This window comes from Lapidilactobacillus bayanensis, from assembly GCF_003946695.1.
In the GTDB taxonomy this organism is placed as follows: domain Bacteria; phylum Bacillota; class Bacilli; order Lactobacillales; family Lactobacillaceae; genus Lapidilactobacillus; species Lapidilactobacillus bayanensis.
The window spans coordinates 15639-34264 of the sequence record NZ_RHOX01000014.1 but is presented as its reverse complement, the minus strand read 5'-3'; the positions used below and the strand labels follow the sequence as shown (position 1 = coordinate 34264).

11 protein-coding genes and 2 CRISPR repeat arrays (1 of these 13 only partly in view) are annotated in these 18626 nt (G+C 39.8%); all 11 genes read left to right on the top strand.

The genetic code is table 11. From position 1 onward, the window contains the following. Window positions 1-1079: a CRISPR direct-repeat array (repeat unit 36 nt; unit sequence GATCTATTTTAGCTGAAAACTGAAGGAATCAATAGC) (it extends 1333 nt beyond the left edge of the window). 141 nt (window positions 1080-1220) lie between these two features. Further along, window positions 1221-4577 (top strand): type II CRISPR RNA-guided endonuclease Cas9, encoded by a 3357-nt coding sequence (gene cas9, locus EKM65_RS06695; protein ID WP_125606915.1) that lies wholly within the window; start codon window positions 1221-1223, stop codon window positions 4575-4577. Window positions 4578-4588: 11 nt separating this feature from the next. Continuing rightward, window positions 4589-5491 carry a type II CRISPR-associated endonuclease Cas1 gene (cas1, locus tag EKM65_RS06690; RefSeq protein ID WP_125606913.1) on the top strand — a complete coding sequence of 301 codons (903 nt, stop codon included), beginning with the start codon at window positions 4589-4591 and terminating at the stop codon, window positions 5489-5491. Further along, window positions 5484-5807: a CRISPR-associated endonuclease Cas2 gene (gene cas2, locus EKM65_RS06685; protein ID WP_125606911.1), complete on the top strand. Its 324-nt coding sequence runs from the start codon at window positions 5484-5486 to the stop codon at window positions 5805-5807. Before cas1 ends, cas2 begins: the two co-directional genes overlap by 8 nt. A gap of 51 nt (window positions 5808-5858) precedes the next feature. After that, a CRISPR array of direct repeats spans window positions 5859-6553; the repeat unit is 36 nt; unit sequence GATCTATTTTAGCTGAAAACTGAAGGAATCAATAGC. Window positions 6554-6644: 91 nt separating this feature from the next. Next, complete coding sequence (locus EKM65_RS06680; protein ID WP_125606909.1) at window positions 6645-6824, top strand: hypothetical protein; 180 nt, start codon at window positions 6645-6647, stop codon at window positions 6822-6824. Beyond that, window positions 6814-7173, top strand: coding sequence for an IS66 family insertion sequence element accessory protein TnpB (tnpB, locus tag EKM65_RS06675; RefSeq protein ID WP_125578886.1), 360 nt, complete (start codon window positions 6814-6816; stop codon window positions 7171-7173). The genes EKM65_RS06680 and tnpB overlap by 11 nt, the downstream gene beginning before the upstream one ends. Before the next feature lie 47 nt (window positions 7174-7220). Further along, window positions 7221-8774 carry an IS66 family transposase gene (gene tnpC / locus EKM65_RS06670; protein WP_125606907.1) on the top strand — a complete coding sequence of 518 codons (1554 nt, stop codon included), beginning with the start codon at window positions 7221-7223 and terminating at the stop codon, window positions 8772-8774. Window positions 8775-9187: 413 nt separating this feature from the next. Then, a complete protein-coding gene (locus EKM65_RS11460; protein WP_225420424.1) occupies window positions 9188-9403 on the top strand; it encodes a hypothetical protein in 216 nt (71 codons plus the stop codon). A 736-nt stretch (window positions 9404-10139) separates the two neighbouring features. Next, on the top strand, window positions 10140-10724 hold the full coding sequence (locus EKM65_RS06660; RefSeq protein WP_125606905.1) for a DUF1819 family protein: 585 nt from the start codon (window positions 10140-10142) through the stop codon (window positions 10722-10724). A 4-nt stretch (window positions 10725-10728) separates the two neighbouring features. Beyond that, window positions 10729-11310: a DUF1788 domain-containing protein gene (locus tag EKM65_RS06655; protein WP_125606903.1), complete on the top strand. Its 582-nt coding sequence runs from the start codon at window positions 10729-10731 to the stop codon at window positions 11308-11310. A gap of 14 nt (window positions 11311-11324) precedes the next feature. Next, entirely contained in the window at window positions 11325-14948 is a 3624-nt protein-coding gene (gene brxC, locus EKM65_RS06650) for a BREX system P-loop protein BrxC (protein ID WP_125606901.1), read from the top strand. A 146-nt stretch (window positions 14949-15094) separates the two neighbouring features. Next, on the top strand, window positions 15095-18616 hold the full coding sequence (pglX, locus tag EKM65_RS06645) for a BREX-1 system adenine-specific DNA-methyltransferase PglX (protein WP_125606899.1): 3522 nt from the start codon (window positions 15095-15097) through the stop codon (window positions 18614-18616). Window positions 18617-18626: the final 10 nt, after the last annotated feature.

Below are 18626 nucleotides of genomic sequence, written 5' to 3'. Positions count from 1 at the left end.
TGAAAACTGAAGGAATCAATAGCACCTGTTGCCCAGGTCTTAGCAGAGAAGTTGATCTATTTTAGCTGAAAACTGAAGGAATCAATAGCAATTGCGAACGCAATGCTTAAAGTTGAATAGATCTATTTTAGCTGAAAACTGAAGGAATCAATAGCTCAAGTACTCAGTGTATTCTTTGAGTTCAAGATCTATTTTAGCTGAAAACTGAAGGAATCAATAGCTGATTGCGATTGAATAGTTATTTCTCACATGATCTATTTTAGCTGAAAACTGAAGGAATCAATAGCACCTAAAATCAGCACTAAAAATTCATACAAGATCTATTTTAGCTGAAAACTGAAGGAATCAATAGCATTCCATACCCAAATGATCTTGCATAGCTAGATCTATTTTAGCTGAAAACTGAAGGAATCAATAGCTGTCTCCCTCTTTATACTTCTTCATCAATAGATCTATTTTAGCTGAAAACTGAAGGAATCAATAGCTGGTGTTCTTAACTCCTTTGGCTTTAGTAGGATCTATTTTAGCTGAAAACTGAAGGAATCAATAGCTCTCAATTTCAAATGTTTTTCTGTAATCTAGATCTATTTTAGCTGAAAACTGAAGGAATCAATAGCCAGAGTTGCTGAGTTCATGCATTTCTGCTCGATCTATTTTAGCTGAAAACTGAAGGAATCAATAGCGGATGAAACTGGTTTAATTGCGTTAGTTAAGATCTATTTTAGCTGAAAACTGAAGGAATCAATAGCTCAGTAATATGGTTTAATTTACGTTGTTTGGATCTATTTTAGCTGAAAACTGAAGGAATCAATAGCATCACTGAAGAAGTTTTAACAGATGTTAAAGATCTATTTTAGCTGAAAACTGAAGGAATCAATAGCCTACTGCTTGATATGGGGTTAGGTAAAAGCGATCTATTTTAGCTGAAAACTGAAGGAATCAATAGCTACCGTTACTGCAACATTCGTCTCTTGAGCGATTTATTTTAGCTGAAAACTGAAGGAATCAATAGCTGTCGCTTGCATGACAGTACCCAAATCTTCGATCTATTTTAGCTGAAAACTGAAGGAATCAATAGCAATATTGGATGTTGCGCGGCATAGCACCTTGATTTATTTTAGCCAAAAATTTGCCATAAATAAAATTTATCTTACAATCATCTTTTGCAACCGCCATCATTATGCTAAACTGAAGTAAATTAAAGAGATGGAGTTGATACTATGGGCTATCGAATAGGCTTAGATGTGGGGATTGCGTCAACTGGTTATGCGGTTTTGAAGACTGATAAAAATGGATTACCATATAAAATTTTAACACTGGATTCAGTGATTTATCCACGAGCCGAAGATCCACAAACGGGAGCGTCATTGGCAGAACCGCGGCGGGTAAAACGTGGATTGCGGCGCCGTACGCGGCGAACCAAGTTCCGTAAGCAGCGGACGCAGCAATTATTTATACATAGCGGTTTATTGTCTAAATCTGAGATTGAACAAATCTTAGCAACACCACAGACCGAATATTCGGTCTATGAACTTCGGGTAGCGGGCCTCGATCGTCGGTTAACTAATAGTGAATTATTCCGCGTTTTGTACTTTTTTGTTGGTCATCGTGGGTTTAAGTCTAATCGTAAATCTGAATTAAACCCAGAAAATGAAGCCGATAAAAAGCAAATGGGTCAGCTGCTTAACTCAATTGAGGAAATTAGAAAAGATATTGCTGAAAAAGGTTATCGAACAGTGGGTGAATTGTATTTAAAGGATGCCAAATATAATGAGCACAAGCGCAACAAAGGTTATAACGATGGCTATTTAAGCACACCAAATCGGCAAATGTTAGTTGATGAAATTAAACAAATTTTAGATAAACAGTGTGAATTTGGTAACGAGCAGTTGACTGATGAATTTTATGCGGCTTATTTGTTAGGCAATGGAGATCATGCTGGTATTTTTCAGGCGCAGCGTGATTTTGATGAAGGTCCTGGAGCTGGTCCTTATGCAGGTGATCAAATTAAAAAAATGGTGGGTAAAGATATTTTTGAACCGACCGAAGATCGTGCGGCTAAGGCAACTTATACTTTTCAATATTTTAATTTGCTACAGAAAATGACTAGTCTAAATTACCAAAATACAACTGGCGATACTTGGCATACACTAAGTGGTCTTGACCGGCAAGCGATTATTGATGCGGTATTTGCAAAGGCTGAAAAACCGACAAAAACGTATAAACCAACGGATTTTGGGGAATTACGCAAACTGCTAAAATTACCTGATGATGCGCGCTTTAACTTAGTTAATTATGGTAGTTTGCAGACCCAAAAGGAAATTGAAACTGTTGAAAAGAAAACGCGTTTTGTTGATTTTAAGGCTTACCATGATCTGGTTAACGCGCTGCCGGAGGAAATGTGGCAAAATCGTCAGTTATTAGATTATATTGGTACGGCGTTAACGTTATACTCAAGTGATAAACGGCGGCAGCGCTATTTTGCCGATGAATTAAATTTACCGGCTGACCTAATTGAACGGCTTTTACCACTTAATTTTGCTAAGTTTGGTCATTTATCGATCAAATCGATGCAAAATATTATTCCTTATCTTGAAATGAGTCAGGTTTACAGTGAAGCGACCACTAATGCCGGTTATGATTTTCGTAAAAAGAAAATTTCAGAAGATACGATTCGTGAAGAAATTACTAATCTCGTTGTTCGACGGGCAGTATCCAAAACGATCAAAGTGGTTAAACAAATTACTCGGCGTTATGGCAAACCGGATGGCATCAATATTGAGTTGGCCCGTGAATTAGGTCGAAGTTTCGATGAACGGCGGAAAACACAAAAACGGCAAGATCAAAATCGACAAACTAACGATAAAATTGCCGCCGAATTAACTGAATTGAGTATTCCAGTTAATGGGCAGAATATTATCCGGTACAAATTACACAAAGAACAGAACGGTGTTGATCCCTATACTGGTGCTCAGATTCCGTTTGAACGGGCATTTAGTGAGAGTTATGAAGTCGACCATATTATTCCTTACAGTATTAGTTGGGATGATAGCTATACTAATAAAGTGTTGACCAGTGCCAAATGTAATCGCGAAAAGGGTAATCAAATTCCGATGGCTTATTTGGCCCATGACGAGGCGCGGGTGAATGCATTAACCAATGTCGCTGATAATATTATCCGCAATTCACGCAAACGGCAGAAACTGTTGAAGCAGAAGTTGAGTGATGAGGAACAAAAAAATTGGAAGCAGCGTAATATTAATGATACGCGCTTTATTACCCGTGTTCTGTATAACTATTTTCGTCAAGCAGTTGACTTTAATCCAGAATTAGAAAAAAAGCAGCGCGTCTTGCCACTAAATGGTGAAGTCACTTCGAAAATTCGGAGTCGCTGGGGTTTTCTTAAAGTGCGTGAAGATGGTGATTTACATCATGCGGTTGATGCTACTGTCATAGCAGCGATCACACCAAAGTTTATTCAACAAGTCACTAAATACAGTCAGCACCAAGAAGTTAAAACTAATCAGGCTTTGTGGCATGAAGATGAGATCAGGGACGCAGAGTATGCGGCTGAAGCACAACGGATGGATGCTGATCTATTTAATAAAATCTTCAATGGTTTTCCATTGCCGTGGCCTGAATTTCGTGATGAATTATTAGCGCGGATCTCCGACAATCCTGCAGAAATGATGAAAAGCAAGTGCTGGAATACTTACACACCAGTTGAAATTGCTAAATTAAAGCCAGTTTTTGTTGTGCGTTTGGCTAACCATAAAATTTCGGGGCCAGCACATTTAGATACAATTCGTAGTGCTAAATTATTTGATGAAAAAGGCATTGTGTTGAGTCGAGTTAGCATTGCTAAACTGAAGATAAATAAAAAAGGCCAGATTGCTACTGGGGACGGTGTTTACGATCCTGAAAATAGTAATAATGGTGACAAGGTTGTTTATTCAGCAATCAGAAAAGAATTGACGGCACACGAAAATTCTGGGGAGTTGGCCTTTCCGGATGGTTATTTAGAGTACATGGATCATGGGACCAAGAAGTTGGTGCGTAAGGTTCGAGTGGCCAAGAAGATTTCATTACCAGTGCGGTTGAAGAACAATGCGGCTGCTGATAATGGGGCAATGGTGCGGATAGATGTTTTTTATACTGGGAAGAAGTTCGTATTTGTGCCAATTTATATTAAGGATACGGTTGAACGAGTGTTACCAGATAAGGCGGTACTTCAAGGAAAATCACCAAAAGATTGGTACCAAATTACTGAGAATGATCAGTTTTGTTTCTCGCTGTACCCAGGAGATATGGTGCATATAGAATCTAAGACCGGAATTAAACCAAAATACTCGAATAAAGAAAGCAATTCTGAAGTCGGAAAAATTAAGAATTTTTATGGTTATTTTGATGGAGGAGATATTTCAACAGCTAGTATTATGGTACGTGCCCACGATAGTTCTTATACGGCCAGAGGTATCGGTATCGCCGGGTTATTAAAATTCGAAAAATATCAAGTCGATTATTTTGGCCGTTATCATAAAGTTCATGAAAAAAAGCGGCAGTTATTCGTTAAGTGAGATGAGTAATAATGGCATTTCGAAATCTATATATTCAGAATCCAGCGCGTTTGAGTATTTCAAGAAGTCAGTTAGTAATTCAACAAGAAGAGCGTTACACGGTTCCGGTGGAAGACATTTCCAGTATTATGATTGAACATAAACAATGCACAATAACAGCGCCTACTCTGTCATTCCTTGCTGAGCATCAAGTGGCAGTATTTACGTGTGATCAGAAGCATTTACCGTGTGCGGTAGTTTTACCATTAGGGCAGTACTATCATAAATTAGAGGCGCTAGAAGCACAGTTACATGTTCGGACTAAAACTAAAGCACGCTTGTGGCAAAAATTGATGAAACAAAAAATTGAAAATCAAGCTAAAGTTCTAGAGCTAAATCATTGTAAAAATATTGCTGAACTTAATTTTTTAGCAACTCAAGTGACTGAAGGGGATAAAACGTTTAAAGAATCGTGTGCAGCACGGCTTTATTTTATGGGACTTTTTGGTGATCAGTTTAATCGGCGTAATGAAGATTCTTTGAATGGTGCATTGAATTATGGTTATGCGATTATTCGTGGTATTATCGCGCGTGATATTTGTGCCTATGGTTTTGAGCCAGCATTAGGCGTCTTTCATAAAAATGAGTTAAATCCGTTTAATTTAGCCGATGATTTGATTGAACCCTTTCGGACGTGCGTGGATTTATGGGTTTATGAACACCAAGCTGATTTAAAAGGTGGCCTGACGACAATTAATAAGCAAGCATTATTTAAATTGTTATTTACAGAAGTAAGAATTGATGGAGAATTTCATTCGTTGAGCAATGCTGTTCATAAAGTAGTATCGTCGTACACGACTTGTTGTCGTAATAATTCTGCTGCAGGGTTGAAGTTGCCGGAACTGATTCCCTTAGTGGCGCACGAGTATGAGTAGTAAGTATATGCGCCTATTAGTCATGTTTGATTTACCAGTTGTAAAAGCAAAAGATCGTCGCGCAGCGGCAAAATTCCGGCAGTATTTATTGAGTGAGGGTTACGTAATGATGCAATACTCGGTTTATTATCGCATCGTTAATGGCTATGATATGTCTAAAAAATACGAGCTGCGGCTAGACGATAATTTGCCCGAAAAAGGGTCAGTAAGATTATTAGTTATAACCGAGAAACAATTCGACGAAATGCGTCTGTTAGTAGGTGATCCATTGCCTAATGAAGAAAAGTTAGACGGTGGGCAGATGACCACTTTTTAGACAAGCAAAAGAGCCTGGTATCCGCGTGATATCGGGCTCTTTTGATACACTGATCTATTTTAGCCGAAAACTGAAGGAATCAATAGCTGCCAATCAGTTTTATCATAAACTAGAGAAATCTATTTTAGCTGAAAACTGAAGGAATCAATAGCGTGGCTGATCGTTGATCGGTGGTTTGATTCGATCTATTTTAGCTGAAAACTGAAGGAATCAATAGCGTGAACAGTACGCCTTAGCAAATTTCAATCGATCTATTTTAGCTGAAAACTGAAGGAATCAATAGCAACTAATGACAGGTTAATAATTTTCTATAAGATCTATTTTAGCTGAAAACTGAAGGAATCAATAGCCTTTAAACTTCGACAAGAAAGAGAGTAAGGGATCTATTTTAGCTGAAAACTGAAGGAATCAATAGCCTCCTTTCATGGCGCTACGTGGTCGCAACGGATCTATTTTAGCTGAAAACTGAAGGAATCAATAGCGCTGTTATTGCTCTCGTTGTACATATACGCGATCTATTTTAGCTGAAAACTGAAGGAATCAATAGCCGTTGACTACGTTGTCGATTGTGTATGATGGATCTATTTTAGCTGAAAACTGAAGGAATCAATAGCACTTGCAGAAGCACTCTCGGAAATAAGATCGATCTATTTTAGCTGAAAACTGAAGGAATCAATAGCCATAACTCTTCGTATTTGCCACTAATCGGCGATCTATTTTAGCTGAAAACTGAAGGAATCAATAGCATTAATGTAAGCACCCAATAACAGACCGACTATAAATAGCGTATCGGCCGCGGTATGATAGCCTCATCATAAGAAATGGTGAGGTGTTTTTATGCTCAATAAACCGGAAATCGTTCAAGTTAAGCTGGACGACGGTCAACGACAGCCAAGTCCAAAATCAAAGGCCTTTCAAATCAAACGTAATGAACACGAAACAATCATTGTTTACAATCATATCAATGGATATATTTTAGACACCCTAGTCAAGGCGGTGTTCACTGATGCTCATTGATTTACGCCAACTCAAGGGTATTTATTTGATTTGTGGCAAAACTGACTTGCGGCGTGGAATCGATGGTTTAGCCGCTACGATCACTGATCAGTATGAACTTGACCCCTACAGCCGGGCGTTATTTCTTTTTTGCGGTACCCGTAAAGATCGTTTTAAGGCCCTATATTGGGCCGGTGATGGCTTTCTCTTACTTTATAAACGAATCGAAAATGGCCGCCTGCAGTGGCCAACCAATCAAAATGAGGTGAAACGACTACACGCCAAACAATTACAATGTTTATTATCTGGCTGGGGGCTTGAAGCAACCGTGCATCAGACCAACCGACCAAAAAAAGCTAGGCCTAGCTGACTAATCATGGTACACTCAGGACAATCCTAGTGAATGAAGGCGATTCCATGGCAACGACCGTCGAACAACTTAAGCAAGCCCAAGCGCAGAATCGTGAGTTACTCAAAGAAATAAAGGCCTTGACCGCAACTGTCCAAACTTTGACGGAAGAAGTCGCCTTTTTTCAGCGCCAACTTTTTGGCAAGCATTCGGAAAAAATAACTGATCCTAACCAGTTATCCCTATTGGCAGATGACAATGGGGTTTTTACCGACCCAGAGCAAACTGGGAACCAAAGCGAAACGACAGTAACAACAGTCGTCCATAAGCCAAAGCGTAAGCGTTGCGAATCGGTTGATCCCAATCTACCGATCGAGACCACCGTGATCCGCCGCGAGAACTTGAGTTGCGATCATGGTCATCAACTGATACCAGTGGGCAAGCACTTTGTGCGTGAAGTCGTGCATCAAATTCCTGGTCGCCTCTATCGCAAACAAATCTTTGAACAAACGTATAAATGTGCCGCTTGTGAAACGAATGATGGCGTTTCCCACTTATATCAGGGAACTGCGCCGCAGGCGCTGATCCCCCATAGTTTAGCGACCTCATCGTTAGTCGCTGAGTTGTTGTACCAAAAATATGCCTTAGGGACACCACTTTATCGTCAAATGAAAGCCTGGCGGCGGGCTGGTTTGATTTTAAGTGAAACGACCATGACGAATTGGGTGATCAAAGCAGCGACGATCGTTCAACCGCTGTATACGTTACTGCACGAACAATTATTAACGCAACCTTGCCTGCAAGGCGATGAAACACCGTTTCAAGTCTTGCGTGAGGTGGGTAAAACCGCGCAAAGCAAGTCTTATATCTGGATTGCTCGGAGTATTCGCTTAGCTGCGCATCAAGTTGTCTATTATACGTATAGCGACAATCGTGCCGGCAAAACTGCCCAACAACTTTATGGTGATTTTACGGGTGTCCTACAATGTGACGGTTATTCTGGCTATAATCTACTGGGCGCGACGGTGACGCGGGTCGGTTGTTGGGCGCATGTGCGGCGAAAATTCTTCGATGATGCCTGCAAGATCAAGGGACAACCGACGATAACGCCACCCTTAAAATTGCTTGATCAAATGTTTCACCTAGAACGGGGCTGGCGTGATCTAACACCAACCAAGCGCAAAGAACTGCGCCAGGAACAATTAAAGCCAGTGATCAAGCAATTTTGGCAGTGGTGTGATCAAGCGGTGGCCACCCCGAAATCACGTTTAGGTCGTGCTTTGACCTATGCCCAAAACCAACGGTCTATGCTTAATCGTGTGCTGGATTATGGCGAGATTGATTTAAGCAATAACGCCACTGAACGAAATGTGAAGTCTTTCGTGATTGGGCGCAAGAATTGGCTTTTCGCCACCAGTCCCGCAGGGGCACAGGCTAATGCGATTTGGCTGACCTTGATTGAAACTGCGAAGGCTAATGGATTGGATCCACGGCAATATCTCGAATATCTGCTTAATCAATTAGGGCAACTACCCGTTTTTCCAACTGAGGAAGAATTGGCGGTCTATTTGCCATGGCAACAAGTGCCAGACAAAAAGGTTTGGCGTGATCAAGAAGCGTAGACCCTTGGCTAATTTAAAATCAAACAGCGCTACTGATTCGAACCAAAAAGTTTCGGATCAGTGGCGCTGCTTTTGATTACGGTCGTTTATTGGGTGCTTACGATCTATTTTAGCTGAAATTTAATAGTGAAAGCACTTGTAATTATAGAAGAGTAGGCCTATTGGATAATACAACTTTGGCTAAATTTATTGTGTCCTAGAGTAGTTTAAATAATTATGATAGTACGGTTTTACAAACAAAACGGACACTAGATCTGAAGTCTGACCAACCATTAAATTAGGATAGTGTTGATATATAAATTTTAATGATACCATAAATAAAATTGAAGCTATAAGAAAGATTGGCTTTAACGTGGACGGTATATTATCGCTGCTAACCATCAATTTAACACTGAATCGGATGAGCAGCCAAATTGGCCATTTATAATGAAGATGATCAGGTCGGCATTACAGTTGATAAGAATAGTAATACTGACTATTTCCCACCAGAAATCGTTACATATCAAGATTTACAAAATATTATAGATCAGTATAGCCATTCGCAAAAAACAGAAACTGATACCCGGCGTGTTTTGCTGCACTTTATAAATTACAACCATTTCAAGATGGCAATAAACAAGCGGCACTAATTATAGCTAATGCAGCCCATAATGCTTTTGAAAAGGAAAATTATTTGATGTTGCCGTTTAATGATCTCAATCGAACTAACTTTATGGTGGACTTAATGTGTTATTACGTTGCTACTGATCCAACAGCAGAGCAAAGTGTGCTATCTGTGCTGCCATTAGATTGCGAAGTGATATTATATCAGCCGATTCCAGCAGAGAAAAACGATACCGCGTCAACGATTAAGTTAAAACCGCAGTTTAGAGCGTATAAATAAAGTTATTTTCACTTATTCACAAAAAGAGAATGCGCTTTCTTTGTAAAAGTGTTATAATTAACTTATTCCAAGATTATTTTTACAAACTATAGGTTCCCTGAAGTCAACGGAAAAGGTCAGAAAGTTTGTTTAAAACTTGGAACTGTGTTTGTGAATAGGCTACCCTAAAGCACATTTGAGCTAAATTTAGGAGGAGATATTCATGAATATTGATTTGAAGTTTCACTTTAAAATGAAACCGAAAAATATCGTGCTTATTGTGCTAGTAACATTACTAGCAACCGGCCTCTTATAAACTGACTTCAAATCGGAACTTATAGTAATGGATCTACGTAAGTAGATGCCAGAAAAGCTCTAACCCCCAATCTAATTGATTGGGGGTTATCTTTTTACCCAGCATAAAAATCGATGTGTTATTATAAGCATATAGCTTATTTTAACAAAATAAGTGCAGATTTACATACTCCTGGAGAAAAACAATTATGTCCTACCAAACAACTCTAAACACACGTCCATTCATGTACATAGAAACAAAAAAAGTGGCACAGCGGCTACAAAATGGTCAGTCACCAGACGAAGTACGTGCAGCAGCAATCGAACAAAACTTTTTACAGCTACCCTCGCGTGCACGTCAATTAGCAGCTGTTAATGCTATTTTAAAACGTCTTGTTGTGCTAGACGATTATTTGCTGCGCCAATTTTTAGTTGCTGATCGTGAAACTAGCAACTTAATTTTATTATACGCTTTAATGGACAGCGACAAGTTATTTCAAGAGTTTATGCGCCAGGTTTATTTACAAAAAATCATGGGTATGGAAACAAGTTTGACTAAGCAGGATGGATTAAAATTTTTGGCGGAGAAATCGACACAAAGTAAGCAAGTTGCTCAGTGGACTGAGGCTACACAAAGTCGCTTGGCTACAGCTTATTTGCAGGTATTGCGTGATTGTAACTTGTTGCAGGATGGGCGTCTGGTTAAGGGAATATTAGCGCCAGATGTGGCCCAGTATTTAAAACGGCATGGTGAACAGGCAATTTATGAAGTTTTGATAGGAAGTCGGGTGTAGCTTAATGGTGCAAACTACAGCGCAGCGATTAAATATGTTGCAAGATAAACTACTGGCAGCACAATTTGTTCATGGAACTGGCCTGGGCAACGAGGTTGGTTTTTATATCTTTGATTATGCGCCACAAGATGAACTTTTAGTGCGAGCGCGAATACCAGAAATTCAGCAATATACTGAAAAGCAATTACAAATAAAAGTACAGAATTTTGATCTATTTACGATAGTATTACAGTTCTTTGAAGCCCGTGGTTACATGGAAAAAAACTTTCAAATGGAAGCTAAGCGTGGCAGTGCTATTTTGTTTGAACGAATGCAAAAGGCGCTTAAGTTAGCGACTAATCGTGATGAGTTAGTCGGTTACATCGCGGCTCACTATGATCCTAATGCGCTTATTTTTTTAACTGGTGTTGGCAAGGCCTATCCGATTGTGCGCTCACACAACCTGTTAAATAGTTTACAACCAGTGATTACGCAGATGCCGCTGGTATTATTTTATCCAGGCACGTATTCGTATAATAAATTGAAGTTATTTGATGAATTAAGCGATGATCACTACTATCGAGCGTTTCGTATTGTTGGGGATTAGGAGGAATTTTACTGATGGAAATTAAACAGCTGTTTAAAAAGCCAATTGAACGGGAAATTGAAGGGGTCATCAAAATTGGGCAAGGCGATACAGATCATACCTTTCAAGAGTTAGATGAGTACGTGATTACTGATGAAATTGAGCAGCATTTAGCAACTTTTTTTGCGGCTTATGATCATTCATTAGTGCAACCAACTGATCAGATTGGAGTTTGGATTTCTGGTTTTTTTGGATCCGGGAAATCCCATTTTTTAAAAATTTTAAGCTATTTACTGCGACAAGATTTACAGGTGGAAGCAAAACGGCCACTGGATTTCTTTACCAATAAGTTGACCCATAATCCTGACCTGTTGGTACAAATGCAAAAAGCATTGACCGTCCCGAACGATGTGGCGTTATTTAATATTGAGTCGAAATCCGAAGCCGATAGCATGCAACAAAAATCAGCGGTAGTTAAGGTTTTCAATAAAGTGTTCAACGAAATGCGCGGCTTTTCTGGCGCTAATGCGTGGATCGCTGAAATGGAAGAAACTTTAGCTAATAAGGGACAGTATGCGGCATTTAAAAAAGCATTTGCGCAGCAGGATGATGGTTTAAGCTGGGCAGAAGGCCGCGATGAGATCTTCTATAATGAGGATGCGGCGATTGCAGCATTAGCTGAAACCACTGATATGAGTGAGGAAAGTGCGCGCCATTTTATGGAAGCCGGCGAATCTAGCTACACAATTAGTGACGAATCATTCGCTAAGCGGGTGCAGAAATATGTTGCGCAACAGCCAGCTAATTACCATTTGGTCTTTATGGCTGATGAAATGGGTCAGTATATTTCTGAAAATGGTCAGTTGATGCTTGATCTACAGATGGTAGTCGAGGATCTGGCCCAATATTGCCATGGTCAAGTCTGGGTTGTCGTCACGAGTCAACAGGACATTGACTCATTAAAAAAGGGCGGCATGTCGTCGAATGATTTTTCGAAAATTCAAGGGCGTTTTAACACACGATTGCCGCTAAGTTCGGCCAATGCTGATGAAGTGATAAAAAAACGGCTGTTGGCCAAAACACCAGCCGCGGTAACTGAATTAGCAACGATTTATACGGCTAATGAAGCAATTTTAAAAAATAAGATTACTTTTACTAACGATACTGCGCAAATGCAAGGTTTTGCGGATCAGGCTGAATTTGTAGCGGCTTACCCATTCATTCCCTATCAGTTTAATTTACTGCAAAAAGTTTTTACTGGCATCCGCGAACATGGTTCAGTTGGGAAACACTTATCTAGTGGCGAACGTAATTTATTATCGGCAATGCAGTTTGCTGCGATCACTTACGAGCATGAACAGCCTAATGTGCTTGTACCGTTTGATGTTTTCTATAAGAATATTGAGGCCGTGCTGGAAAACTTAGTTCGTTCACCAATCATCCAGGCAGAAAATAATGCTAAATTAAATAATTTTGATATTAGAGTCTTAAAATTATTATTTCTGATCCGTTATGTTAAAGAAATTCCAGCTAATATTGATAATATAACCACACTATTAATTGAGCAGATTGATGAAGAGACATTAACTTTGAAGGAAAAAGTTCAGAAAAGTGTTAATCGCTTGGAAAAGGAATTTTTGATTCAGCGGCGTGGTAGCGAATATGTCTTCTTAACTAATGACGAGCAAGATATTAATCGCGAAATTCAAAACGTGATTGTATCCAATAACGATGTGGTCAAATATCTTGGCGAAACGATTTTTACTGATATTCTACAACTTAAGCAATATCGTTATCAGCCCTTTGCTAAGCAGCCAGGCTTAAATTACAATTTTGAACTTAATCAGTGGATCGATACGGTGCCAATAAAAACGGCGCGTTCAGCCTTGACCCTGCAAATTATTAGTCCGAATAATTTAGAAGTGGCTGGCGATGAAATGGCGGCAGCGCAATCGTTAGCGGCAGGTAAAGTGATTGTCATGTTACCCGAACAAGGCACTTATATGGATGATATTATGAATTTCAAGCGAATTGATCAGTATCTACGTGAACCTAATCATAATCAAACTGATATCTATGCTGATATATTAAACCATAAGAGTCGTGAACGGACGGCTTTATCGGTGGATATTAAAACGCAGGTCGAAGCTGCTTTGGCTGATGCTAAAGTCTTTATTAATGGGGCGGTGGTTAAGGCCAGTGGTGGTTCCTTGATCAATCTTGCCTTGAAACAATTGGTTGAAGTGACGTATAACAAAATTACTTATGTGACGCATAATTATGATCGTGAAGATTTGGCCGACCTATTTTCAACACAAGGTGATTTACTATCGGCCCAAGCCACTGATCCTAATCATCTCGCCACTGAGGCAATTTTCAATGATATTGAACAGCGTGCGGCACGACACATGCGCGTTTCATTACGAGAATTAGTTGAAAGTTTCTCAAAAATTCCGTTTGGTTGGCAGGAGTCCACGATTTTGGCTAGCCTGATTCGGTTGCTTAGCGATGAAAAAATTCAACTACGTGTGCAGACGGAACGTTTAATCCCTGAGGATAATTTGCCACATTTTATTAGTTTAATGACGCGGCCACGCGAGCAGGAAAAAATTGTGGTTGAGCGGCGTGTTTTAATTCAAGAACGTTACGTTAAAGCCGCTAATACATTAATGAAGGAAATGTACAATAAGACGCTCACCCAAGTTAAAGATGACGAACGAATGACTGAACTGCAGGAACAATTACGGCAGACAGCGGCTAAGCTAGATGCTTTGCAGCGCCACTATGCTGGCCACAATCAGTATCCTGGCGAGCAAAATATTAGTGACGAGTTACGGATTCTTAATAGTTTAATTGCTCAACGCGATGCTAACCAGTTTTTTGAACGTGTCTTTAAACAACAAGATGAGTTGTTAGAACTTAATGATGATAATGAATTGGTTAAACAATTTTTTGCTAACCAAGTTGAAATTTTCGATGCGGCTTTGGTTGTTAATACGAAGTATCAACGTGACCGCGATTATCTAACTACCGCAGCAGCTAAACAGTCTGGCCAGCGGATTGCGGAGATTTTAGGCTTTGCGGAACCATATAGTTTGATTAAAGAGTTGCCGGATTTGGTCAAAACTTACAAAGCAGCTATTTTTACGGAAATTGAAAATACTGCGGCACCGATCAAACAAGCGTTAGCTAATGATCAGGCCAATATGGAAGCTACCTTGACGAATGCTGAATTACAGCAAAAGATTAAACCGCAAATCGACCAACAATATCGCGATCTAAATCGACAATTGGATGATGCTGGAACGATTGCCGATGTTCGTGGTGTGATGGCGGATAAAGATATTACGAAGAGCCATTTTATTACTTTGATTAATAAAGCACAGCGGGAAATCGCTGCTCGAGTGGTACCAGTACAGCCGTTGCCACCTAAACCGACGGCTGATAGTACTTCAAGTGATGGGGCAGCTAAAATTGCTGAGACAATGCCGGAACCAGCGGCGCCTGCACTTAAAGTGAATATTTTAGCGCGTACCGCGGTGTTGCCAGAGCAGCAAGTTGTTATTCATAATGAGGCCGAACTAAACGCTTATTTAGCCAAAGTGCAGCAACATTTACAACAAGAACTAAAAGGTATGGATGAGCTACGGATTATGTAGCTAAGCGGAAAGTGTTGTTATACTCACAAGTTGAGTACAACAGCGCTTTTTATTTTGGCGAGCTGGTGACTTTTAGTGGCGTTTCCTCTAAACTAGAGAGTGAGTTTGCTACGAAATTTCGTATATTTATTTAGGAGTAATTAAAAATGGATAAAGCAGCTTTGAAGAAGTTTGCGGTGAATGCTAAACAGCATTTATTAAGCAGTATTCAGGCATATGCACGTAATCATTATTTACTGAATGATCAACAACTGCCAGTAATTGAACATCACGCTGCTGGCAGTTTATTAGTTTTGGGTGATAAAAAAGTTCAACTGAGCGTCATTGAGGAAAATGAGTTTCGCTACCTTTTAACAAAAATACAAGCTTTCCAACATGATTCAACTTTGGCTGAGGCCCTAGCACAATTATTCGAGGAAGTTGCGTTTACCTGGTTTAACTGGTTGGTAGCTTTACGTTATATGGAATTACATGATTATTTACCGATTAAAATGCGCATTTTATCTTCAGAAACGGTCGGTAAAAAAGAACCCGACGCATTATCAAATATCTATGACCTAGTGGATGATTTAGCTTTAAAACCGACAGTTTTGGCGTCAATCAACGATGATACGGCTTTGACACGCTCGGAGAAAGATATTCGCTTATATCAATATTTGTTGAAGCAACAGATTAAGCAGTTAAGTCAAATCTTGCCCAGCGTTTTTTATCCCGTGCAAGGTGCCGAATCGTTGTTATTACCAGAAAATTTACTACAACCCCAAGGAATTATCGCTGATTTATTGGCCAGTGGCATTCCCGATGAAGATTGGAATAATACCGAAATTATCGGCTGGCTATTTGAGTACTACAATATTGAAGAAAAATCGAAAGTTGGCGGTTTAAAAAATCATAGTGTCTCTAAACGTGAACTGCCAGTGGTGACGCAATTATTTACGCCAAAATGGATCGTTCAATATATGTTACAAAACTCATTAGGTAACTTATATTTGGGGTTACATCAGGACACTAGTTTGGCGGATCAATGGCAGTATTATCTAGGCCATGCGGGTAATTTAGTGCTCCCCAATGATATTCAACGATTAGAGGATATTAAAATAATTGATCCCGCTTGCGGATCTGGTCATATTTTAATTGAAGCGTTCCGGATGCTCTATGATATGTATTTGCAACAAGGTTACTTACCACGAGAAATTACGCGTACAATTATTGAAAATAACTTATTTGGCTTAGATATTGATAAACGGTCGATCCAAATCACCCAGATTGTTTTGTTAATGGAAATGTTGGCTAAAACACCACGCCTATTACGCGCAAAGCAACCAGTTGTCTTTAATGTCTTTGAGTTTCAGGATTCCTTACAACCGACAACTATTGAGGCACTGCAGTTAGTTTTCGAGCCAGCAGAAATTGAACAGATTCGTGTTCTGGAACAACAATTTATCGATGCAAAACAGTTTGGCTCATTGCTACAACCAGCAACAGTTGACTGGCAATATTTTATTCAAAAGATTAGTGATTTAGTGTCGGATCAGGCTGATTTATATCAACAAGCGCAAGTGACCGAATTACGTGAACGACTATTGCCGTTATTTCAGTGTGCCTGGTTGCTGACGCAGCGTTACGATGTGGTTGTTACGAATCCGCCGTACCATAATAAATATAATCCAACGCTGAAAAAATTCATGCAACAGAATTATAAAGATGTTAAATCAGATTTATACTCGGCCTTTATCAAAGAGACTTTCTCAATGACAAAGCCAAATGGTTATGCCGCATTAATGAGTCCGTATACCTGGATGTTTATTTCATCACACGAAAAGTTACGGCGCTTTATCATCAATAATGGTACGATCAGTAGTTTAGTTCAATTAGAATACTCAGCGTTTGAGGACGCCACCGTACCGATTTGTACCTTTGTTTTACAGCATCAGCAGGAAAATACACAAGGTGTTTTCTTACGTTTGGAATCATTCAAGGGTGCGGCAGCACAACCAAGCAAGGTGGCCGAAGCAGCTGTTGATCCGACCGTTGATTATCGTTATGTGCGGGATGTGCATTCATTTGAAGATATTCCAGGGGCACCGATTGCTTACTGGGCGAGTGAACAGGTACTCGATATCTTTGCTAAATCTAGTAATATCTCAATTTATGGTTCTTCAAAAAAAGGTTTGGATACTGGTGAGAATAATATTTATTTGAGATTATGGCCAGAAATTAGTTTTAAGATGTTAAATCAAACATGGATACCTTTAAGTAAAGGTGGAAAATATAGAAAGTGGTATGGAAATCAAGAATACGTAATTTATTGGAAAGATAATGGGAAAAAATTAAAGGAGTCTCAACGAGCCAATATTAGAAATGAAAAGTATTATTTTAACGCAGGAATTACTTGGTCTGAAGTTTCATCGGGTAAGTTTGGTGCACGATATCTTCCACAGGGCTTTATTTTCGAAGCAACAGGTCCTATGTTGTTTAACAATGATACATCAATGGTAAAAAAAACTATAGGATATATGAACAGTAAGGTGTTTAATTTTATAGCTAACATTACAATGCCAACGTTGCATTATACTAATGGTGGTGTTGCCAAGATGCCTATTATTAATGTAGACTCTAAGAATATTTCTGAATTGAGTAAACAAAACATTGCCCTCTCCAAGTCCGATTGGGATGCCTTCGAAACGTCATGGGACTTCCAGCAACATCCCTTCTTGCAATACCGCACCTCCAGCAACTTACTGGCCGATGCTTTTGCCAATTGGCAAACGGTCGCGGCGCAACGCTTTGCACAGTTAAAGGCGAATGAAGAAGAACTTAACCGCCAATTTATCGATATCTATGGATTGCAGGACGAATTATCGCCAGAAGAAACTGATAAAGAAGTCACAGTCCGGCAAGCTGACCAGGGCCGGGATGTGCGCAGTTTTCTGTCATATTTGGTTGGCGTGATTTTTGGCCGTTATAGTCTAGATGAGCCAGGATTGATTTATGCTGGCGGAACGTTTGATCGTACCCGTTACCATAGCTTTCAGCCGGATGCGGACAATGTGATTCCAATCGGTTTTGCTAAGAGCTACTATGAGGATGATATTGTGACGCGGATCAAACAATTGTTGACGCTGATTTTTGGTGCTGAACACTTAATGGCGAATTTAACCTTCATTGCTGACAGCCTGTATCCAGATAGTGCTCAAGATCCAGAGGAAGCGTTACGCCGCTATTTCCTGAAGGATTTCTACAAGGATCATTTAAAAATTTACCAGAAGCGGCCGATTTACTGGGAGCTTTCTAGTGGCAAGCAAAACGGGTTTAAGGCGCTCATTTATCTGCATCGTTATACGCCAGCTTTATTGGCGCAGATTCGGACAGCGTACTTGTTGCCATTAATGCGGACAATCGATCGTTTATTGACGTTGACTAATACTGAAGTTGATTCAACCCGAGCTAAGGCCGCGGCCGAAAAGCAGCGCGCCAATTATCAGCGTCAATTAACTGAATTACGCCAGTACGAAACGGTGGTGCAGTATATGGCCAACCGCGAATTGGTTTTAGATCTGGACGATGGTGTGAAGGTCAATTACGCTAAATTTCAGAACATTGAAGTCCCCAGTGAAGACGGTACGAAAACGCAGCAATTGAATGTTTTAACTAAAGTGAAAATGTAATTAGGTAGGT